Annotated in this window: 17 protein-coding genes and 2 tRNA genes; 9 read left to right on the top strand and 10 right to left on the bottom strand. The window is 72.3% G+C overall.

Going from position 1 to position 20,496, the window contains the following annotated elements:
- Nucleotides 1-49: 49 nt before the first annotated feature.
- Nucleotides 50-1,273 carry a PQQ-dependent sugar dehydrogenase gene (locus tag BLW63_RS13390; protein ID WP_091156827.1) on the top strand — a complete coding sequence of 408 codons (1,224 nt, stop codon included), beginning with the start codon at nucleotides 50-52 and terminating at the stop codon, nucleotides 1,271-1,273.
- Between the two features lie 51 nt (nucleotides 1,274-1,324).
- On the opposite strand, the gene BLW63_RS13385 is transcribed toward BLW63_RS13390, so the two are convergent.
- Together BLW63_RS13385 and BLW63_RS13380 are read right to left on the bottom strand one after the other, a co-directional pair.
- A complete protein-coding gene (locus BLW63_RS13385) occupies nucleotides 1,325-2,416 on the bottom strand; it encodes a 2-oxoacid:ferredoxin oxidoreductase subunit beta (protein ID WP_091156823.1) in 1,092 nt (363 codons plus the stop codon).
- A complete protein-coding gene (locus BLW63_RS13380) occupies nucleotides 2,413-4,371 on the bottom strand; it encodes a 2-oxoacid:acceptor oxidoreductase subunit alpha (protein ID WP_091156820.1) in 1,959 nt (652 codons plus the stop codon). The genes BLW63_RS13385 and BLW63_RS13380 overlap by 4 nt, the downstream gene beginning before the upstream one ends.
- A 202-nt stretch (nucleotides 4,372-4,573) precedes the next feature.
- Here BLW63_RS13380 and htpX point away from each other — a divergent pair, with 202 nt between their 5' ends.
- Nucleotides 4,574-5,446: a zinc metalloprotease HtpX gene (gene htpX / locus BLW63_RS13375; RefSeq protein ID WP_091156816.1), complete on the top strand. Its 873-nt coding sequence runs from the start codon at nucleotides 4,574-4,576 to the stop codon at nucleotides 5,444-5,446.
- Between the two features lie 188 nt (nucleotides 5,447-5,634).
- Here htpX and BLW63_RS13370 read toward each other — a convergent pair whose 3' ends face one another.
- Nucleotides 5,635-7,419: a putative bifunctional diguanylate cyclase/phosphodiesterase gene (locus tag BLW63_RS13370; protein ID WP_091156812.1), complete on the bottom strand. Its 1,785-nt coding sequence runs from the start codon at nucleotides 7,417-7,419 to the stop codon at nucleotides 5,635-5,637.
- Between the two features lie 128 nt (nucleotides 7,420-7,547).
- Here BLW63_RS13370 and BLW63_RS13365 point away from each other — a divergent pair, with 128 nt between their 5' ends.
- Nucleotides 7,548-8,909: an aminotransferase class V-fold PLP-dependent enzyme gene (locus BLW63_RS13365; RefSeq protein ID WP_170856754.1), complete on the top strand. Its 1,362-nt coding sequence runs from the start codon at nucleotides 7,548-7,550 to the stop codon at nucleotides 8,907-8,909.
- Nucleotides 8,910-9,127: 218 nt separating this feature from the next.
- On the opposite strand, the gene BLW63_RS13360 is transcribed toward BLW63_RS13365, so the two are convergent.
- Nucleotides 9,128-9,625: a hypothetical protein gene (locus tag BLW63_RS13360; RefSeq protein WP_139263536.1), complete on the bottom strand. Its 498-nt coding sequence runs from the start codon at nucleotides 9,623-9,625 to the stop codon at nucleotides 9,128-9,130.
- Nucleotides 9,626-10,228: 603 nt separating this feature from the next.
- Between BLW63_RS13360 and BLW63_RS26810 the strand changes: the two genes are divergently transcribed.
- Together BLW63_RS26810 and BLW63_RS13345 are read left to right on the top strand one after the other, a co-directional pair.
- On the top strand, nucleotides 10,229-10,558 hold the full coding sequence (locus tag BLW63_RS26810; protein WP_170856753.1) for a serine integrase family protein: 330 nt from the start codon (nucleotides 10,229-10,231) through the stop codon (nucleotides 10,556-10,558).
- 287 nt (nucleotides 10,559-10,845) lie between these two features.
- Nucleotides 10,846-10,918: transfer RNA gene (locus tag BLW63_RS13345), tRNA-Trp, on the top strand.
- Between the two features lie 330 nt (nucleotides 10,919-11,248).
- On the opposite strand, the gene BLW63_RS13340 is transcribed toward BLW63_RS13345, so the two are convergent.
- From BLW63_RS13340 to BLW63_RS13325, 4 genes are all read right to left on the bottom strand, one after another.
- Nucleotides 11,249-11,671: a hypothetical protein gene (locus BLW63_RS13340; RefSeq protein WP_091156801.1), complete on the bottom strand. Its 423-nt coding sequence runs from the start codon at nucleotides 11,669-11,671 to the stop codon at nucleotides 11,249-11,251.
- Nucleotides 11,671-12,321, bottom strand: coding sequence for a hypothetical protein (locus BLW63_RS13335; RefSeq protein ID WP_091156797.1), 651 nt, complete (start codon nucleotides 12,319-12,321; stop codon nucleotides 11,671-11,673). The genes BLW63_RS13340 and BLW63_RS13335 overlap by 1 nt, the downstream gene beginning before the upstream one ends.
- Before the next feature lie 197 nt (nucleotides 12,322-12,518).
- Nucleotides 12,519-13,214, bottom strand: a complete 696-nt coding sequence (locus BLW63_RS27970) for a recombinase family protein (RefSeq protein WP_244522551.1) — start codon at nucleotides 13,212-13,214, stop codon at nucleotides 12,519-12,521.
- A gap of 354 nt (nucleotides 13,215-13,568) precedes the next feature.
- Nucleotides 13,569-14,318 carry a GAF and ANTAR domain-containing protein gene (locus tag BLW63_RS13325; RefSeq protein WP_091156793.1) on the bottom strand — a complete coding sequence of 250 codons (750 nt, stop codon included), beginning with the start codon at nucleotides 14,316-14,318 and terminating at the stop codon, nucleotides 13,569-13,571.
- Between the two features lie 579 nt (nucleotides 14,319-14,897).
- On the opposite strand from BLW63_RS13325, the gene BLW63_RS27965 reads away from it, so the two are divergent.
- Nucleotides 14,898-15,449, top strand: coding sequence for an ANTAR domain-containing protein (locus BLW63_RS27965; RefSeq protein ID WP_170856768.1), 552 nt, complete (start codon nucleotides 14,898-14,900; stop codon nucleotides 15,447-15,449).
- 19 nt (nucleotides 15,450-15,468) lie between these two features.
- Here BLW63_RS27965 and BLW63_RS13315 read toward each other — a convergent pair whose 3' ends face one another.
- Nucleotides 15,469-15,960 carry a YajQ family cyclic di-GMP-binding protein gene (locus BLW63_RS13315; protein WP_091156789.1) on the bottom strand — a complete coding sequence of 164 codons (492 nt, stop codon included), beginning with the start codon at nucleotides 15,958-15,960 and terminating at the stop codon, nucleotides 15,469-15,471.
- Between the two features lie 103 nt (nucleotides 15,961-16,063).
- On the opposite strand from BLW63_RS13315, the gene BLW63_RS13310 reads away from it, so the two are divergent.
- Nucleotides 16,064-16,145 (top strand) — tRNA-Tyr (locus BLW63_RS13310).
- 55 nt (nucleotides 16,146-16,200) lie between these two features.
- On the opposite strand, the gene BLW63_RS13305 is transcribed toward BLW63_RS13310, so the two are convergent.
- Nucleotides 16,201-16,632, bottom strand: coding sequence for a pilus assembly protein TadG-related protein (locus BLW63_RS13305; RefSeq protein WP_091156785.1), 432 nt, complete (start codon nucleotides 16,630-16,632; stop codon nucleotides 16,201-16,203).
- A gap of 383 nt (nucleotides 16,633-17,015) precedes the next feature.
- On the opposite strand from BLW63_RS13305, the gene BLW63_RS26125 reads away from it, so the two are divergent.
- Together BLW63_RS26125 and BLW63_RS13300 are read left to right on the top strand one after the other, a co-directional pair.
- Nucleotides 17,016-17,228, top strand: a complete 213-nt coding sequence (locus BLW63_RS26125) for a hypothetical protein (protein ID WP_139263535.1) — start codon at nucleotides 17,016-17,018, stop codon at nucleotides 17,226-17,228.
- A 696-nt stretch (nucleotides 17,229-17,924) separates the two neighbouring features.
- Nucleotides 17,925-20,465 carry a putative bifunctional diguanylate cyclase/phosphodiesterase gene (locus BLW63_RS13300; RefSeq protein ID WP_091156782.1) on the top strand — a complete coding sequence of 847 codons (2,541 nt, stop codon included), beginning with the start codon at nucleotides 17,925-17,927 and terminating at the stop codon, nucleotides 20,463-20,465.
- Nucleotides 20,466-20,496 lie beyond the last annotated feature (31 nt).

Below are 20,496 nucleotides of genomic sequence, written 5' to 3'. Positions count from 1 at the left end.
AAGGACCCTCATGCCCCCCACCACTCGCAAGCTCGCGGTGGGACCCTGCATGAGGGCCGCAGTGGGTCCCTGCCTAGGGGCCGTCCTGGCGCTGTCCGCGTGCTCCGCGACGGCCGGGGAGGACGCCGGGGCCGCACCGACGCAGGACGCCGTGCCCGCCCCGACGACGTCCCAGCCCCCGCCCCCGGAGCCCGACCCGGCGTCCGAGCCCCGCCCCGCGCTCGACGTGACCGTCCTCGCCGACGGGCTGGACCACCCGTGGGACGTCGCCCAGACCCCCGACGGCACCCTGCTGCTCGACGAGCGGGGTGGCGGGCTGACCGCCGTGCTCCCCGATGGGACGGTGCGCGAGCTGGCGGCCGACTTCGGCGACCTGTTCGCCACCGGGGAGACCGGGCTGATGGGCCTGGTGCTCGACCCCGGCTTCGAGAAGAGCCGCCGCTTCTACACCTGCCAGGGCGTGACGGAGGACGGCGGCGCCGAGATCCAGGTGACCGCCTGGACCGTCGACCCGGGCTGGACGGCGGCGACCCGCGTGGCCGACCCGCTCATCGACGACATCCCGGTCAACGAGCGCACCGGCCGGCACGGCGGCTGCCGGCTGCGCTTCGACGACACCGGCGCCCTGCTCGTGGGCACCGGCGACAACGCCGTCACGAGCAACGCCCAGGACCTCGGCACGGTCGCGGGCAAGGTGCTGCGGGTCGACCCGGCCACCGGGGAGGCGGCCGCCGGCAACCCCCACCTGGGCCGTCCGGACGTCGACCCGCGGGTGTGGACCCACGGCCACCGCAACGTGCAGGGCCTCGCCGTCCGCCCTGGCTCGGGGCAGGTGTACGCCGCCGAGCACGGCCCCCGGCGGGACGACGAGGTGACGCTGCTGCGCCCCGGCGGCAACGGCGCCTTCGCCCCCCAGGGCCCCGGCTACGGCGAGTTCGTGCCGATGACCGACCTCTCCCTGCCCGGCGCCATGCCGGCCACCTGGGCGTCCGGCGAGCCCACCATCGCCTCCTCGGGCGCCACCTTCCTGGCGGGGGAGCAGTGGCGGGGCTACGAGGGGCTGCTGCTGCTCGGCGTCCTCAAGAACCGGGGCGTCCTGGCGCTGCGCGTGGCCGACGACGGCACGCTGCTCGACCAGTTCCGGCTCCCCGAGCTGGAGGGCACGTACGGCCGCATCAGGACCGTGCAGCTGGGCGGCGACGGCGCCCTCTACGTCACCACCGACAACGGCGACGGGAGCGACGTGCTCCTGCGCGTCACCCCGCGCCCCTGAGACGCAGCGGGGCCCCGTCTCGCCGAGACGGGGCCCCGCTGGTGTGCCCTCTCAGGCGTCGACGGTCCAGGTGTCGCCGCCGGCGAGCAGCGCGCCGAGGTCCGCCGGGGTGGAGGTGCGGGCCTCCTCGACCTGGTCGGCCATCATCCGGTCGTAGGTCGGCTTGCGCACCGACCGGAAGACGCCCATCGGGGTGTAGCGGAGGTCCTGGCTGGACAGCCGCGACAGCGCGAACGCGTAGGACGGGTCCTGGCGGGTGGCGTCGTGCACGACGATCTCGCCCGCGTCGACCTGGTCGGTCTCGGCGATCCGCAGACCGCCGGACTCGTCGCGGACCACGCACGAGGCGCCGTCCGGGCCGAAGACCAGCGGCTGCCCGTGGACCAGCGGGATCGACCACTGCACGCCGGTGGTCGAGTCCTTGAGCAGGTCGAACGCGCCGTCGTTGAAGATGTTGCAGTTCTGGTAAATCTCCACCAGCGCGGTGCCCTGGTGCTCGGCGGCCTGCCGCAGCACCTCGGTGAGGCCCTTGCGGTCGGAGTCCATCGCCCGGCCGACGAACGTGGCGTCCGCGCCCAGCGCCAGCGACACCGGGTTGAACGGGTGGTCCAGCGAGCCCATCGGGGTCGACTTGGTGACCTTGCCGACCTCGCTGGTGGGCGAGTACTGGCCCTTGGTGAGCCCGTAGATCCGGTTGTTGAACAGCAGGATCGTGAGGTTCACGTTGCGGCGCAGGGTATGGATCAGGTGGTTGCCGCCGATGGACAGCGCGTCGCCGTCCCCGGTGACGACCCACACCGACAGGTCCGGGCGGGACGCGGCCAGGCCGGTGGCGATCGCCGGCGCGCGGCCGTGGATCGAGTGCATCCCGTAGGTGTTCATGTAGTACGGGAAGCGCGACGAGCAGCCGATGCCCGAGACGATGACCATGTCCTCGCGCGCGATGCCGAGGCTGGGCAGGAAGCTCTGGACCGCGTTGAGGATGACGTAGTCACCGCAGCCGGGGCACCAGCGCACCTCCTGGTCGGTCTTGAGGTCCTTGGCCTTGAGCTGGGTCTGCTTCGCGCCCTGCGTCTCGAGGGACCGGGCGATGGCGTCGGCGATGGGCCCTTCGGCCGGCATGCCGAGGTCGACGGTGGTCATTCCGCCCCTCCCGTGGGGTCGGCGGCGAGCGGGGCGCCGCTGGTGGAGTCGATGACGTCCTGCACGACGGCGGCGAGCTCGGCGCTCCGGAAGGGCAGCCCGCGCACCTGCGTGTGGCTCTCGACGTCGACGAGGTACTTGGCGCGCAGCAGCATCGACAGCTGCCCGAGGTTCATCTCCGGGCAGATCACCCGGTCGTAGCGGCGCAGCACGTCACCCAGGTCGGCCGGGAACGGGTTGAGGTGCCGCAGGTGGATCTGCGCGACCGACCGTCCCGAGCGCCGGATCCGCCGGCACGCGGCGCCGATGGGCCCGTAGGTCGAGCCCCAGCCGATGACGGCGACCCGCGCGTCGCCGTCCGGGTCGTCGACGTCGGTGGGCGGGATGGTCGCCGCGATGCCGTCGACCTTGGCCTGGCGCAGCCGGGTCATCAGGTCGTGGTTGGCCGGGTCGTAGGAGATGTTCCCGGTCTTGTCGGCCTTCTCCAGCCCACCGATGCGGTGCTGCATCCCCGACGTGCCCGGGATGGCCCAGGGGCGGGCCAGGGTCTCCGGGTCGCGCAGGTAGGGCAGGAACTCCGGCGTCCCGTCCGGGGTGGCGCTGTTGGGCTCGCTGGCGAACTCGACGCGCAGGTCGGGCAGCTCCTCGATCGACGGGATCTGCCACGGCTCGGCGCCGTTGGCCAGGTAGCCGTCGGAGAGCAGCATCACCGGCGTGCGGTAGGTCAGCGCGATCCGCGCGGCCTCGAGCGCGGCGTCGAAGCAGTCGGCGGGGGAGCGCGGCGCGACGACCGGCACGGGGGCCTCGCCGTTGCGGCCGAACATCGCCTGCAGCAGGTCCGACTGCTCGGTCTTGGTGGGCAGCCCCGTCGAGGGCCCGCCGCGCTGCACGTCGACGACGACCAGCGGCAGCTCGGTCATGACGGCCAGGCCCAGCGCCTCGGACTTCAGCGAGACGCCCGGCCCGGACGTCGTCGTCACGCCGAGGGCGCCGCCGAAGGAGGCGCCGATCGCCGAGGCGATGCCGGCTATCTCGTCCTCGGCCTGGAACGTGCGGACGCCGAAGTTCTTGTGCCGGGACAGCTCGTGGAGGATGTCCGACGCCGGGGTGATCGGGTAGGCGCCGAGGAACACCGGCAGGCCCGAGCGCTGCCCGGCCGCGACGACGCCCAGGGCCAGCGCCTGGTTGCCGGAGATGTTGCGGTAGCGGCCCGGCGCCATGGGGGCGGGCTTGATCTCGTAGGAGACCGCGAAGGCCTCCGTCGTCTCGCCGTAGTAGTAGCCGGCCCGGAAGGCGGCGATGTTGGCCGCGGCGATCTCGGGCTTGCGGCGGAACTGGCGCTCGAGGAAGCGGACGGTGCCCTCGGTGGGCCGGTGGTACATCCAGCTCAGCAGGCCGAGGGTGAACATGTTCTTCGAGCGCTCGGCCTCCTTCTTGCCGAGGCCGGAGTCGGCGAGCGCGTCGAGGGTCATGCTGGTCAGCGGCACGCTGACCAGCTGCCAGCCGTCGAGGGAGTGGTCCTCGAGCGGGCTACTGGCGTAGCCGACCTTGGCCAGGTTGCGCGGGGTGAACTCGTCGGAGTCGACGATCAGCAGCCCGCCGCCGGGCAGGTCGGAGAGGTTGGCCTTGAGCGCGGCCGGGTTCATCGCGACCAGCACGTCCGGGGCGTCGCCCGGGGTCATGATGTCGTGGTCGGCGAAGTGCAACTGGAAGGAGCTGACACCCGGCAGGGTCCCCGTCGGCGCGCGGATCTCGGCGGGGAAGTTGGGCAGCGTCGAGAGGTCGTTGCCGAAGGACGCCGTCTCGCTGGTGAAGCGGTTGCCGGTGAGCTGCATGCCGTCGCCGGAGTCGCCGGCGAGCCGGATGACGACGCGGTCGAGCTCGACGACGCTCTTGACGAACGGCACCGAGCTCCCCGCCGTGCTGGCGGCGACGGACGGGTCTGTCGTGGTCATCAGTGGTGCACCTCCACCGGCCGAGGTTACGTGTCCGTCACGGCGCGCGGACCTGGAACGCGAGTGACAGTCGGGACGGCCGGGGACCCCGGCACCTGCCTGGGCCAACCCCCGCCGCAGCGGGCCCATTCCGTGAGCGCGGTCGCACCCCGGCGGGGGGCCGCCCGGGGAACGGCCTCCTCGGGGACGGCGTTGGTCGGACGTGCAGCGCTGGAGCAACGGACTCAAGACCGCGGTGCTCCTCGGCCTCATGGGCGGGCTGATCCTCGCCGTCGGTGCCCTGGTCGGTGGCCGGGGCGGACTGCTCGTCGCCCTGGTCGTCGCCCTGGCGGTCAACGGCTACGCCTACCTCAACTCCGACAAGCTGGCCCTGCGGGCCATGCGGGCGTTCCCGGTGACCGAGACGCAGGCGCCGCAGCTGTACGCGATGGTGCGCGACCTGGCCACCGAGGCCCGGCAGCCGATGCCGCGCCTCTACGTGAGCCCGACCGACCAGCCCAACGCCTTCGCGACGGGGCGCAACCCGCGCAACGCGGCCGTCTGCGTCACCCAGGGCATCCTCGAGCTGCTCGACCGCCGGGAGCTGCGAGGGGTGCTCGCCCACGAGCTCTCGCACGTCTACAACCGCGACATCCTGATCAGCTCGGTCGCCGGCGCCATGGCCACGGTGATCACCTACCTGGCGCACATGGCGATGCTCGCCTCGCTGTTCGGGGGCCGGTCGGAGGACGACCGCGGCGGCGGCAACGCGCTCGGCAGCCTGCTGCTGGTGTTCCTCGGTCCGCTGGCGGCCGGGCTGGTGCAGATGGCGGTCAGCCGCAGCCGCGAGTACCAGGCCGACGCCTCCGGCGCGGCGCTGTCGCAGGACCCGCTCGCGCTGGCCTCCGCGCTGCGCAAGATCGCCTCCGGTGCGGCCGCCCGGCCGCTGCCCCAGGAGGACCGGCTGGTGACCCAGAGCCACCTGATGATCGCCAACCCGTTCCGCGGCCAGGGGCTGGCGTCGATGTTCGCCACCCACCCGCCCATGCCCGAGCGCATCGCCCGCCTGGAGCGGATGGCCCGGGACCTCGGCTGAGGGACCCCGTCCTCCTCACCGTGGGGGGCGCCTGCCCGCACCGTGGGAGGATCCCGTCCTCCCCGCCCTCCGCAGGCTCGGGGCGGGACCCGGGACGGGGCCACGCGGCGCGCCTCTGGACGGGGCCGTGGCGGGCCCCTGCAGGGAGCCGGAGCTCGGACGGGCCGCGAGGACCCCGCCGGGCCGGCTCAGGCTGGGACGAGCATGGCGGGAGCCGCCGGCTTGCGCCCGGTGAGGAGCAGCTTGACGGCGTCCCCCGCGGACAGCGGGCGGGAGAAGTGGTAGCCCTGGCCCAGCGGGCAGGCGAGGGACCGGAGCGCCTCGAGCTGGTCGCCGGTCTCCAGCCCCTCGGCGACCACCTCGAGGTTGAGGTCGTGACCCAGCTGGGTGATCGCCGCAACCACGGCGTGCCCCTCGGAGCTGGTCGTCACGCCGTCGATGAAGGACTTGTCGATCTTCAGGCTGTCGATCGGGAAGCGTCGCAGGTAGCTGAGCGACGAGTACCCCGTGCCGAAGTCGTCGAGGGCCAGGCGGACGCCCAGGTCCTTGAGCAGCGCGATCTTGCGGGTCGTCTCCTCGATGTCCTGGGCGAACAGCGACTCGGTGATCTCGAGGGTGAGCAGCGACGCGGCCAGCCCCGACCGGTGCAGCGCGTCGGCCACGTCGCCGACGAGGTCCGGGTGCTGGAACTGCCGCACGGAGACGTTGACGCTCATCCGTAGCCGGCCCAGTGGCGAGCGGTTCTGCCACGCGGCCGCCTGCCGGGTGGCCTCCTGCAGCACCCACCGGCCGATCGGCACGATCAGGCCGGTCTCCTCGGCCAGCGGGATGAACTCCAGCGGGGACACCAGGCCCCGCTCGGGGTGCCGCCACCGCAGCAGGGCCTCGAACCCGACGGTCTGCTGCGACGAGACGTCCACGATCGGCTGGTAGTGCAGTTCCAGCTGCCCGGCGTCGAGGGCGCCGGACAACTCGGCCCGGACCGCGTCGCGCTGCACCTGGGCCGTGTGGTGACTGGGCTGGAAGACCTCCAGCCGGCCCTTCCCGCCCGTCTTGGCCGCGTACATCGCCAGGTCGGCGGCGCGCAGCATTCCGATCCCGCTCGTGGCGCAGGTGTCCGACGTCGCCAGGCCGACGCTCAACCCGGTGCGGATCCGCTGGTCACCGATCTGCACGGGGGCGCGCAGGGAGTCGAGGACGCGGTGGGCGACGCGCTCGGCCTGGTGGGCGCTGCCCGGGCCCGTGATCAGGATCGCGAACTCGTCACCCGAGAGGCGGGCCACCGTGTCGGTGTCCCGGACGCTGGCCACCATGCGGTCGGCGAGGAGCCTGATGAGTGCGTCACCGCCCTCGTGGCCGAGGTTGTCGTTGACCGCCTTCAGGTTGTCCACGTCGAGGAAGAGCACCGCGGACGGCGTGCCGGCCCGCTGGCGGAGCGCGTCGGCCTCGGCGAGCCGCTCGATGAACAGGGCGCGGTTGGGCAGGCCGGTGAGCGTGTCGTGGAAGGCCTGGAAGCGCAGCCGGTTCTCGAGGTCCTTGCGGCCCTCGACCGCGCCGAGCAGGCTGTTGAACGCCCGCCCGGCCTCGCCGATCTGGTCGTCCGAGTCGACGGCGATCCGCTCGAACACCGCCTCGGACCAGTCCCCCGAGCGGGTCGCGGAGGTGATGACGCTCGTCGCCGACCGGAGGTGTCCGCCGAGCACCTCCATGCGCCCGCCGACGACCCCGCGGCAGAGCGCGTAGTTCATCGCACCGACGAGGAAGCCGGCGAGCAGACACGCGCTCTGGAAGACCGGCCGTTCGGTGATCGCCTCGGGCACACCGAGGAGCACGGCGAACGGCGGGAAGATGAGCCCGACGACCAGGCCCAGCCCCACCATGTAGATGGCCATGTCCCAGAACACCCGCGAGGTCAGCCGGAAGCCGCCGCGGAGACGCGGCTGGGGCCGGCCGCTGTCGGAGTGCACGCTCATGCCGGTCAGATCGGGGGCGACGCGCCCCGGCTTGAGCGGTCCGTGTGACGGCGGTCGCGCCCATGACCCTTCGGGGGGATGTCCGCCCGGTCGTTCAAGTTCTGCGGTGGGGTGTCGATCAGGTTGCCATGGAGATCCCCCTGTCCTTCACCGCCGGCCAGCACGTGGGCGACGACCTGTGGGTGTCCGTGCTGGACGGCGGGCCGCGCCAGTACGTCGACCTCGACACCGCTGCCACGAGCTCGGCGTCGGTGGCCGTCGCGCAAGCGGTCCAGGAGTTCCTGCCCTGGTACGCGAGCGTCCACCGCGGCGCCGGCATCCGGTCGCAGCTCACGAGCAAGCGGTACGAGGAGGCGCGGGAGATCATGGTGCGCTTCGTCGGCGGCGACCCGCGCACGCACCTGGCGCTCTTCCCGCGCAACACCACCGAGGCGCTCAACCTGCTGGCCTTCCGGCTCGGGCTGACCAAGGACGACGTCGTCGTGACCACGGCAGTGGAGCACCACGCCAACCTGCTGCCGTGGCGGCGGCACGCCCGGCTGCGGGTCGTCGACGTCGACACGAGCGGGACCTTCGACGTCGCCGCCGTCGAGGCCGCGCTGGACCAGCACCCGAGGCCCCGCGTGCTGGCCGTCACCGGCGGTTCCAACGTCACCGGCTGGTTGCCGGACCTGCGCGCCATCGCCGCCGCGGCACGCCAGCGCGGCGTCCTGGTCGTGGTCGACGGCGCTCAGCTGGTGCCGCACCGCCCGGTGGACATCACCGCCCTGGGCATCGACGTCATCGCGTTCTCGGGCCACAAGATGTACGCGCCCTTCGGCGCCGGCGCGCTGGTCGCGCCGCGCGCCCTCCTCGCCGACGGGGAGCCCTTCCTCGTCGGAGGGGGAGCGGTGGGCGCAGTCTCGTTCGACGACGTCGTCTGGGCGGACGGCCCCGACCGCGACGACGCCGGCTCTCCCAACGTCGTCGGCGTCGTCGCCCTCACCGCGGCCGCCGACGAGCTCCGCAGCGACGGCTGGTCGTCGGTGCGCGCGCACGAGGACCACCTGGTGCGGGCGCTCGACTCCGAGCTGCGCTCCGTGCCCGGGCTGCACCGCCTGGGCCCGGTGACCGGGGACCGGCTGCCGGTCGCCGCCTTCAACCTGGAGGGTGTGCCGCACGGGCTGCTGGCCGCCCGGTTGGCCAACGAGTACGCGATCGGCACGCGCAGCGGCTGCTTCTGCGCGCACCCGTACATGGGCCGGCTGCTCGGCCTGTCCGACGCCGAGGTCGACCGGTTCCACGCCGACGTCCGCGCCGGGGCCCGCCACCGGCTCCCCGGGGCGGTGCGGGTCAGCGCGAACCGGCAGACCTACCTCACCGACATCCCGCTCCTGGGTCAGGCCCTGCGGGAGATCGCCGCCGATCCGGCGGGCGCCGAGCGGTACGTGCTCGACGAGCGCGGCGACTACGTCCCGCGGGTCCGACCGCGCGCGATGGCGTCGGTGTAGCGGTCCTCGGCTGGTGCCCGGCCCGCCGGCCGAGGACCGGCGCGGAGGTCAGCGGTAGTTGTCGAACTGACCTGAGGTACACGGTTGTGTGCGGTCAATGACGTGGCCTCGATCCCCGGCCGCTCACAGCACCCTGCGCGACCTCACTGGCGCACTGACGCCGGGCTGCGGCCGCGCGTGGGAGCGCTCGGCGACGGAGGCGTCGAACGAGCAGTCGTTCACGTGCCGGCCCCGGGGTCGGCCGGCACGGGCCAGCCGGCGACGGAGCCGATCCAGGCCAGCGCGAGCCAGGCACCGGCGAGCGTCCCAGTGCTCGTGCCGTCGGTGACCTCGAGCTGCCACGGCGCACCGGCCTGCCGTGGCCGCCGGGAGCCGGTGTCCGGCACGGCGCGGACCACCTGCCACGACCCGACCGGCAGCGCCCGAGGCGGGCGTCCCGGCGCGACCGCCCAGACGCCCTCCCGTGAGGCCGCTACCAACTCGCCCGGGCCGGATGCCGGCCAGTGCAGCCGGACGACGCCGAGGTCCAGGTAGGCGGCCGGGTCCGCGGGCACCGTCCAGGTCGGGCGGCGGGCGCCGACGGCAGCGTCCGCGCCCAGGGTGACCACGGCGGAGACGGCATGCAGCACGGTGCCGAGCACCCGCCCTGCGCGGGCCTCGGGCGGCGCGTCCTGAACGCTCCACTTGACCAGGCCGCGCAGCTCCGCTTCGCTCACCCGGCCAGCCTGCCGCACAACCTGCCATGGCACGCGGCGGACGGCGCGGTGCTGGTCGAGGCGGCCGGTGTCCGAGGGCGCAGGGAAGGTCACCGCCGTCCGGTGGCCGCGGTGGCCAGCCGGTCCAGGCTGGTGTCGGGGTTCTCGCCGCGCCACCTACGGCGGCAACGGCCAACGCCGCTGACGGGGACGCGGGCACCGGGCACCGGGTACGGGAGGTCAGCGGACGGGGGAGTTGACCGCGCCTATCGGCCCCGTTCCACTAGTCGATCGGCTAGTGGGGCGGTGTGCAGATGGCGCGGACGTCGTCGAGCAGCGCCTGAGCGGCAGTGATCGCTGCCTGCAGCTGCTCGGGCTGGTCCCGAGATGGGCCAGGACGCCGTGGGCCCGGACGGTGAAGCCCGGTGGCGCCGCAGGCAGGCGCCCGGCCGAGGCGATCGCGCCCTTCTCGTTGACCAGCCACCGCCCGGCCCACCCGTGCAGGGCGTGCGCGCACAGGAGCACCGCACGGAACACGCAGCCGGCCACGTAGGCGGTATCCGCCCGTGACACCGCCTTGTGCGCGATGTCCAGGGTGAAGCCGGCCTCCCACCGTCCCGCGCGATGCACACGGCCGTGCGGCAGATGGCCGGCGTCTTCGCGGAGCTGGATCGACCGCTGATCATCAAGCGCCTGCGCGACGGCCGACGCGCCAAGGCCGCACAGGGCGGGAAGGCCGTCGGGCGCTACCCGTTCGGCTGGTCCAAGGACGGCGAGGTCGCCCGCGAGCAGCGCGTGCTGGTCGCCGTCCGTGACCTGCGCGCCGACGGGCTGCGCTGGCGGGACGTCGCCGACCGGCTCAACGCCGGCGGTGCTGCCTACCGGCCTCGCAAGGCCGACGCATGGACGGCCGCCGGGCCGGCGAAGGTCGGCCGACGCGCCGATATCGGTTGAGCCCGCCCGCCAGGACGGCGAGCGCCCGTCCAGGCCCACGACGACGCCGACTGCGATCGGAACGAGCAGTCGGCGTTGCCGCGCAGCTTCCAGGCCATCTCAGCCGGTGACGCCGAACTGCACCGCTGATCTTGGGAAAGCGTGCATCACCCGCCGATGCCGACACCCGGACTGGTCATCCCCGACGCGCCCCGCTTTCGTCGGGAGAGCTTATTCCGACGGTCAAGGAAGTGCCGCTGCCACAACTACCCAACAGTCGGGGGAGCCAGGGCGGCGCCGCCGGGCATGGGTCCTTAGCTCAACTGGTAGAGCACCCGTCTCCAAAGCGGGTGGTTGGGGGTTCGAGTCCCTCAGGGCCTGCGTCAGTCGTTCGGGTTGTTGTTCTCGTAGCTGTTCTCCCGGTTCTGCACTCCTGTGTCGGGGAAGGTGGCCTGCTCCGGGCGCTCGTCCTCCGGGCGCTCGTCCTCCGAGCACACGAACACGGGCGGTGCATTCGGGCCGTCCGGGGTACGTGGCGGTGCACTCGATCTGCCCGGTCTGGTACAGCCCGCGCGGCTCCGGAGGCGTTCCTGAACGCGGACGGTGGTCGCCTCCGTGGCCGGCGAGGGCGGGCGTGCCCGTCAGGACGATGCCGGCCGTGACGCCGGCGACGACCAGGCGGCGCAGTGTTGTGCGTTCATGGCTGGCTCCTCACATGCACGTGGGCTCGTTGACCCGGGACTGGCGGGTCTCCCCGTTGGCCTGGGTCGAGCTGTATCCGTAGCGGCAGGTGGTTCCGTCGGCAGTTGTGTACTGGGCGCTGCTGGACTGCTGCGAGACGTTGCCCGTCTGCACGATGTGGTCCCGCCCCTTGTTGGAGACGATGTCGTTGCTGCCGACCGGCTCCTCGAACTCCGTCGAGCCCTTGCGGTTCTGAACGACGCGGTCGCCGTCGGTGCTCGTGACGGACTGCGTCTCGAGACACGCCCCCTCGAAGCACTCGGCGTAGCGGTCGACCGTGGCGCCCTGGCCGTTGCCCGGCTCGTCCGGTGGAGCGGCGAGGGCGGGGCTGGCCGTGAAGGCGAGTGCGACGGTGGCCGCGTCGGTCAGTGCGGCGCTGGTCAGCGTGCGCATCAGCGGCCGTCATCCCAGGAGTTGTGGTGGTGGCGGTCGTTCCCGTGCCCGCGGTTCCCGTCGAACCACGTGCACAAGTCGTGCAGGCGTGCGTCCACGTCAGCCTCCTCGGAGACGGCCTCACCGGTCTCCGGGTTGATGACCAGGTCGAACGTGACGACGCCCTTCTTGAAGTACGCCAGGTCCGGGATCCCCGCCGCCTCGAAGGCCGCGGCGTCCACCGGTCCGAGCTCGGGGAACGGGAACAGGATCGACGGTCCGTGGTAGACCCCGATGATGTGCGTGCCGTCAGCGCTGAACAGCTCCGTTGTCGGGCCGGAAATGTCGAGCTCATCGATCACCTCGCCCGTGTCCTGACGTGTGAGGTCGATGGTGAACCCGCCGCGCAGCTCGAGCAGCATGTCACCGTCGGGCAGTGCCGTCTCCCGGCCCTCCACCTCGGTCACGTCACCGGCGGACAGCGTGACGGTCGTGCCGCACGCCTCGATGTCGATCGGGTCGTAGTAGGCGGGGTCCAGCTCCTCCATCGGAGTCCAGTCGCCGCTGCCCTCGGGCAAGCTGGGATCGTCGTGCGCCAGCGCCGGCGATGCCGTGAGGCTCAGACCGGCGCCTGCGACGATAACCAGGCTGGCGCGTGCGAAACGGTTCATGGGGGCTCCTCGCTGAGAGATTTCAACCTGCAGTCGGTCGTTTGACCTGCGTAGGGCCCTGATGAGCCTCCCCCTGACCCCGGGCAGGACTGTGAATTGCGCCACAGCGCATGTCCATAGGTCTTGCAGCAAACATCCAGGTCACCGTCGTCGTCGACCCGCCAGTCGTTACGACCCGCAGGTGCCCGTTCACGGGGTCAGTGCGGCTGGTCCGCGCCATGACACGAGCCGACTTGTCGGCTTAGGCGTCGTCCGCTTCGGTAGCAGCGCGCGGCGTCCTGGGCTGCGCTTATGGCTCGGGACGATCTACACAGAGCGACGGACCGGCGCCTGCGTGCGAGGGCAGCAGCGGTGAACCGGCGGCGCGACAGGGCGCCGTGGCGGGCCACCCGATGTGCGAGTCGATCACCATCGTGATCACGCACCGGGAGTTTCTCGGTTTGCGGGACAGTCATACGCTCGCCCGCGGTGAAGCTCACCGCGTTGGCCACCCGCATGCCCTCGCGGGTGCGCAGGCGGATCAGGTCGGCCTCGAACTCGGCGACCTTCGCCAGCACGTTGCACAGCAGCCGCCCCACCGGATTGTGCGGGTCGTACACCGACCCGCCCAGGCTCAGCCGGACCTGACGCCGGGTCAGCTCCTCGGCGATGGCGCGTGCGTCAGGCAGGGAGCGGGCCAGCCGGTCGAGCTTGGTCACCACCAAGGTGTCGCCCTCCCGGCAAGCGGCCAGCGCCTCGCGCAGCCCGGGGCGCTCGCGGTTGGTGCCGGTCAGGCCGTGGTCGACGTAGATCCGACCTGAGTCGACGCCGAGGGCGGGCAGCCCGTCGCGTTGGGCGGTGAGGTCCTGGGCGTCGGTGGATACCCGGGCGTAGCCGATCGACAGCGCCGTCATGGCGCACCTCCACAGGCAGGCCGCAGCCGGCGCTCCGGTGCGTCGGTCACCGGCGACGGCCGCAGCCGCTACGGGCGGACGGTGATCACCGCGGACATGCGCTGCCTGCCTTTGCACACATTGATCACCCGAGCAGGTGAAAACCCGGTGCCCGCGAGGGGACCCCTGTGCGGGGACGGCGGACCGAGGCCTCGGACCTGTCCCTAGAGGCGGCCCACGGGACACACCGGGCTTGATCCGCTCACTTGACGGTCGGCCGGGGTTGCTCGGCGGCTGTGATTCCCTGCTGGGACCTCGGGTCAGGTCCGTCCGGACCGGCTACGGCGTGTCCTTGCAATCTTGACCGACGGGAAGTCAGCGGTCGAGCGTCCCTGCGTGTGTGAGGTCTTCCGCGATCGCGTGCAGCTTTCGGTTGGTGTCCTGGCTGAGCTTGGCTAGTACATCGAATGCCTGATCCGCGGTGATCTTGAACCGCTCCATCAGGATGCCCTTGGCCTGCCCGATGATGTCCCGGTTCACCAGGGCGATGGCTGCGTGTTCCAGCTTCTGGGCGTCCGCGACGGCGATGGCGGCGTGGCTGGCCAGCAGCAACCCGATGTGCTCAGACTCGTCGGTGAAGGCCGCCTTCTCATGGGCGAGCAGGTCCAGCGCGCCCAACGTGTCCTCGTGGACGAACAGTTGCAGGCACAACATGCTGCCCACTCCCCGCGCTGCGGCGCGGGGGCCGAGGACGGGCCAACGGGGGTCGGCGGCCAGGTCGTCGACCCGGACCGTCTGCTGTTGCCACATGGCGTCCAGGCACGGCCCCTGACCGGTCTCGTTCTGGAGGGCATCGAACCAGGCGGCCAGGTCTCCCGTGGCGGCGGCTGAGTAGACGTGGCGGCGTGCGCGGACCATGGTGATCGTGGCCTGGTCGGCGCCGGGCACCATCGCCACCGCCAGGCTCACGACGCGGTCCAACACCTGCTGAGGATCGAGCTGCTGCATGCCACGCGCGGCCTCGGCCAGTCGCCGGGCCAGCTCGTCCAGAGCGGCCGTCGTGCCGGTGTCCTGCGCCGAGGGCTGCCCCGGCTGTTTCAGATTCTCACCGCCCGGAGTGCTCACACCGCACCCTGACACGGACCAGCCAGCCCGGGCAGTCCCCCGTGCGCCAGGCGGCCCCGCGTGCGGCTTCTACACACGCGCGGCCCGACCCGCTGCCGTGCAATGGCGCGACAGCGGGCTGCGTTCAGCACAACACACCGGCGCGCGGCGCGCGTTCACAGGGACCAGCCCGGCTCGAGGCCGACTGGGCGTAGGGCGGCCCGAACAGGACCACACGCAGTCGAACGACAAGACCGCCAGGGCAGGCCCCAGGCCCGGACAGGCGCCTGGCCCACAACTGGACGCCGGCCGAGGGGCGGTGGTCCTGCGCATCGACGACATGCGGACCGAGCAGTGGTGGCCGGACTACACCGCCCAGGTCCTCCAGCACGGCGTACGCAGCTCACTGTCGGTCCCGGTGCCCCTACCAGGGGACGGTCATCGGCGCCCTGAACGCGTAGTCGAGCAAGCCGGCGACCTTCGCCACACCCGCGGCTCTGGACGCGACGCTGATCGTCGCCGAGATCGTCGCGGTCGCGATGGTCAAACACCCAGGCGCATGGCCGACTCGCGGTGGAAGCGGCCAATCTGCGCCTCGCCATGGAGTCGCGGGCGGTCATCGAGCAGGCCAAGGGTCTGATTATGTCGCAGCGGCACGTAACCGCCGAACAGGCCTTCGAGGTCCTGCGAGAGGCGTCGATGCGATACAACCGCAAAGCGTTCTTCAAGCAGATCCGCAGGAGCGCCCTGGCGCAGTGTCAGCTGTCGGTCAGGCTGACCGACGCCGACGGGCACACCATCAGGCGGCCGCCCGGCTCGTGGGCCCGGGAAGATGCAAGGGCCCGCCGGAGGCGGGCCCTGCGCTCACACACCAAGGCGTGTGAGGGGCTGTGTCACCACCCTGGCGGACCGGCGACACTCCGCCCAACGGCACGGGCGAGCGTCCCGTTCCCCGTCCTCCGACGGAGGGAGGTGTGCGGACGCGCGGCGGCCGTCAGCCGGTGTCGACCAGCCTCCGGAGTCCCTTCGGGGATGCCTGACCACACCGCAGCGGCCGACCCTCAGCGGCCGCCATCACTGCGTGGTCACGGCCGTGGTGGTCCGCTCATTTGCGGACTCCGTGCGGACCCGACCACCCCGACACCGCGATAACCTGCGGGTATGCCGCAGGTCAGCGGTAGTTGTCGAACTGCAGGGCGACGTCGAGGTCCTTGCCGCGCAGCAGCTGCTGGACCGCCTGCAGGTCGTCCCGCTTCTTGCCGCTGACCCGGAGCTGGTCGCCCTGGATCTGCGCCTGGACGCCCTTGGGACCCTCGTCCCGGATGATCTTGGCGATCCTCTTGGCCGTGTCGGACTCGATGCCCTGCTTGATGCGAGCGCCGATCTTGTACGACTTCCCGGAGGACTGCGGCTCGCCGGCGTCGAGCGACTTCAGCGAGATGTTCCGCTTGACCAGCTTCTCCTTGAACACCTCGAGCGCGGCCGAGACCCGCTCCTCGGTGTCGGCCTGGAGCGTGACGCCCTCCTCGCCCGCCCAGGCGATGGTGGCGTTGGTGCCGCGGAAGTCGAAGCGCTGCGACAGTTCCTTGGCGGCCTGGTTGAGGGCGTTGTCGACCTCCTGGCGGTCGACCTTGCTCACCACGTCGAACGACGAGTCGGCCATGTGTCGGTTGCTCCTTCGATCTGTCGTCGACCCGCCACGGCGCGCCTCGGGGCACCGCCGGAGCCGGTCTCCGGTGTCTTGTACGATCTCCCGGTACCACCACGGCGGGTTGCCCGAGTGGCCAATGGGAGCGGACTGTAAATCCGTCGGCTTAGCCTACGAAGGTTCGAATCCTTCACCCGCCACACCCGGTGCGCAGCGGCCCCCGACCTCCGCAGAGGTCGGGGGCCGCTGCGCGTCTCAGGGGGTCGTGGGGGCGCGGGCGCCTGCGACGGCGGTGCGCTCCAGCGGCTGCCCGCCGAGGAACAGCCAGCCGAAGGCGATCTCCACCTGGCGGGTGCACCGGACCGTGACCTCGACCCCGTCGGTCCCGGTGGACCAGGCGTCCAACGCCGTCCCGCCGTCGGCGAGCTGGTCGGCCACGGCCGTCTGCGTGCTCGCGCGGGTCAGCGGCAGCGCCGTCCCCACGCCGGTCGCGTAGAGGGCTGCCTCGTCGGTGGCGTTGGCCGCCGCCAGCGCAGCGCCGTCGCAGACCGACTGCACCGCCTGCTGCTCCAGGAAGGCGTCGGACGCCGCGATGGCGCCGAAGGCCATCAGCGCGGCGACCAGCCAGCAGACCAGGACGAGCGGCAGCGTCGAGCCGCCCTCGGCGTCGTCCTCGTCCCGTCGCACGCGGGCACCCTAGGCGACCGCAGTGCCCGTCCACGGGCTGCGGACGGGGCTGTGGACGGCTGTGGACCCGATCGGGGGACCCACGGTCAGCCGCGCGCGGGGCTGTGGACCGCCCGCAACACGCCGGCCGGCCGCTCGCCGGGCGGACCGTCGGGTCCCACGCCCCGTGCGGGTCGCGCCTGTCACCCGATCAGGGTACCGACGGTCACGTGTCGTGATCGTGAGTGACGGCATGACGCCTCCTGCTGCCGTGGTGATCAGCGGTGCCTGCGCGGAACGGGTGACGGGCAGCAATCTCTCCGGCGCGGTCCGTACCCATCGCTCTGCCCCCGCGCCTGGACGACCACCGCACATGCCAGTCCCAGAGTCCCTGTGGAGGTCTCATGAGCAAGCGGGCACGTTCGAAGAAGCGGAGAAGGACGGGGCGGGACGTCCCGCCCAGCAGGTGGCCGGCCGTCGTGGTCGTCGCCGTCGTGGCGGCGTTGATGGCGGTGGTCGTCGTCGAAACCGGATCCGTCAGCGGGGTGTGGACGGTTGTCGCCGCGGTGGCCGTGGTGCTCGCCCTGCTGGGCCTGGGCCTGTGGAGCCGCCGCTGACCCACGTCGGAGCCAGCTCCCGTCCGGAAGGCACCTCCCCGGGCGGCGCCGGTCCCCGCCCTCGGACGGGGCGCCCCGTGGTGGAGCCTCGCAGCCGTGACGCCGGCTTCGGGACCTGGTCCTGCCACGACACGCCGGGCGGCCGGCTCCCACCCGGCGCCGGAGTCCCTGCTGACACAGCGGACGCCACGCGTACTACTGATGGAGTACACGCGGTCACGTTCTGTGACGCTGAGTAACGCCATGACGCCTGTCTGGGGCGCGACGTTCGGCGGTGCTTGCCTCTAACGGGTGACGGGCAGCAATCTCTCCGGCGCGGTCCGTACCCATCGCTCTGCCCCCGCGCCTGGACGACTGCCCAGTTCCCCACACAGCAGTCCTTCATGCCTGAGGAGGCGTCATGAGCAGCACCGTCAAGCTCGTCAGCACCCGTGGTCACAAGTGGAGCCGGGGTCACAAGTGGAGCCGTGGGCACAAGTGGAGCCGGCAGGCGGCCTGACCTCCTGACGCACCCGCCGCCGACGCGACACCTCGTCGACCGACCGGCACTCGTCGCGGCGGCTGCGGGTGCACGTGACGCCTCGCCGGCCTTCCTCTCACTCGACCGAGGGGAGGGCGTTGGAGAGACCGCGGAGGAGTAGCGTCCCGCTGTTAGCCTCGGCCCCGCCCACCTCCCCCCGGCGAAGACAGGTGTCAGTGGCCGAGCAGGACGCAGTCGAGCAGCGCCCGCGGACTGCCCTGTTGGGGCCCTCTGCGATCGGCTGGCTGAGTCTCGTCATCGCGCTGCCGGCGGCCCTGTGGGTGGGGTCGACCGGCTTCCTGCTGGTGAACCCGGTGGTCGTGGTCGCCATCCTGGCCGGCCTCGTCGTGGCCGAGTGCTACAACCTCCACGTCGAGTTCCGTCGACAGGGTGTGTCGATCTCGGCCACCGAGCTGGTCTTCGTCGTGGCCCTCGTGGAGGTGGGTCCCACCTGGACCGCCCTCACCCGAGCCCTGGCGGTCGGCGCCGTCTGCATCGCGCAGCGCTTCAGTCCCGCCAAGGTCATCGCCAACACCGCAGTGGCGGTCGTCGAGGTGGCCGTCGCCTTCGGCGTGCTGCAGCTGCTGCCGGTCGGAGAGGTGACCGAGCCGGTCACGTGGCTGTCCTACCTGGTCGCGGTCGCCCTCGCCACGCTCGTCGGCGGCGTGCTCATCCGCTTCGCGATCGTGGCCACGCAGGGGTATCCCGGCCGCGCCCTGTGGACCAGCCTGTTGCTCGCCACCGCGACGGTCACGCCCATGGCGGTCCTCGTCGGGCTGTCGGTGCTGCTCCTGGTCGACGCCACGGTGTGGTCGCTGCTGCTCATCGCACCGCTCACGATGGGCCTCGTCCTCCTCTACCGCCGGTTCGCCGCCGTCTCGCGCGAGCGGCAGGACCTGGAGAAGGTCTACGCCTTCGCCCGGCAGGTGGAGCAGATCCTCGCCGACGAGGACGGGCCGCGACGGTTGGTCGAGGCCATCCGTGAGCTCTTCAACGCCGAACGCGTGGCGTTGTGGCTGCCGCCGTACCTCGACGAGGAGCCGCGGCTCGTCGTCGCGTCGGACGACGGTCGGAGCTGGTACGACGGCCCGAGTGACCCCGACGACCTCTTCCGGCGGCGGGCCACCGAGGGAGCGGTCCAGGGGCCGCTGCTGGTGTCACTCACTCGCGCCACCGAGGCCGAGGCGGTCGCCCTCTCCCGCCGCGGTGCCCACGACCTGCTCGCCGCGCCGGTGGCCACCGCCGCCGGGGAGCCGGGCTACCTCGAGGTGTGTGACCGGCGCCACGACATCGTCACGTTCGCCGACGGTGACCGGGCCGCGCTGGACTCGATGCTGACCCACGTCAACGCCGCCATCCGGCAGCAGCAGCTGCTGACCCAGATCCGGTACGACGCCGACCACGACCGGCTGACCGGGCTGCCCAACCGGCAGCGTCTGGCGGTGGAGATCGACCAGCTGCTCGAGGCCGACCCCCTCGCGGGGCGAGCAGGGCTCATCCTGGCCTCGCTGGACAACTACACCGAGGTCACCGACACGCTCGGCCACGCGGCCAGCGACGAGCTGCTGCTGGTCACCGCCGGCCTGCTCCGCGAGCACGCGCCGCCGCAGGCCCTCGTGGCCCGCATGGAGGGCGAGCAGTTCGCCGTCCTGCTGCCCGGTCTGTCGCTGCCGGCGACCGAGCGGGCCGCGCGCCGGCTGCGCGAGGCGACCTCCACGCGGGCCCGGGTCGCCGGCCTGGACCTCGAGGTGACGCTCACCATCGGCGTCGCTGCCGCCCCGGCGCACGGCGCGGACGCCGGCACGCTCATGCAGCGGGCCGACGTCGCCCTCCTGGCCGGCGCCGGCAAGAGCGGCGTGGCCAGCTACCACCCGGTGCTCGACCAGCAGAGCCTGCGCCGCCTGCAGCTGGGCACCGAGCTGGAGCAGGCGATGGCGGACGGCGACATCAGCGTGGTCTTCCAGCCGATCATCGACGCCCGCACCTCCGACATCGTCTCGGTCGAGACGCTGGTGCGCTGGGCGCACCCCCGGTACGGGGCGGTCGCGCCGGACGAGTTCATCCACCTGGCCGAGCAGATCGGCCGGATCGGCCCGCTGACCGACCACGTGCTCGACCTGGCGCTGGCCCGCTGCCGGCGGTGGCTGGACCAGGACATCGCGCTGTCGGTCGCCGTCAACCTCTCCGCCCGCTGCCTCACCGAGCCGGACCTCGTGGACCGGGTGCGGCGCGCGCTGCGCCGTCACGCCGTCCCCGGCGAGCTGCTGACGCTGGAGCTCACCGAGGGCAGCGTCGTCGACGACTCGGTGCGCAGCAGCAGCGTCCTGACCGACCTGCACGCCCTGGGCCTGCGGCTGTCGATGGACGACTTCGGCACCGGCTACTCCTCGCTGTCCCAGCTGCGCCACCTGCCCATCGACGAGGTGAAGATCGACAAGTCCTTCGTGCTGGGGATGTCGACCAGCCAGAGCGAGTCGTTCATCGCCCGCTCGATCATCGAGCTGGCGCACAACCTGGGCCTGCGCGTGGTCGCCGAGGGCGTCGAGGACGAGCTGACGCGCAACCTGCTGGCCGAGATGGGCTGCGACAAGCTGCAGGGCTTCCTGGTCAGCCGGCCGCTGCCCGACGAGCGGCTGGAGAAGTGGATCCTGGCCCGCACCGGCGTCCGCTCGGCCGTGCCCGGGACGCCGCACCGGCGCCTGTTCGTGCGCTCCTGAGCGCCCCGGGGACCCCCTGCGACGGACCACC

Source organism: Geodermatophilus africanus, from assembly GCF_900107105.1.
In the GTDB taxonomy this organism is placed as follows: domain Bacteria; phylum Actinomycetota; class Actinomycetes; order Mycobacteriales; family Geodermatophilaceae; genus Geodermatophilus; species Geodermatophilus africanus.
This window is presented reverse-complemented; position numbering and strand designations above follow the sequence as displayed.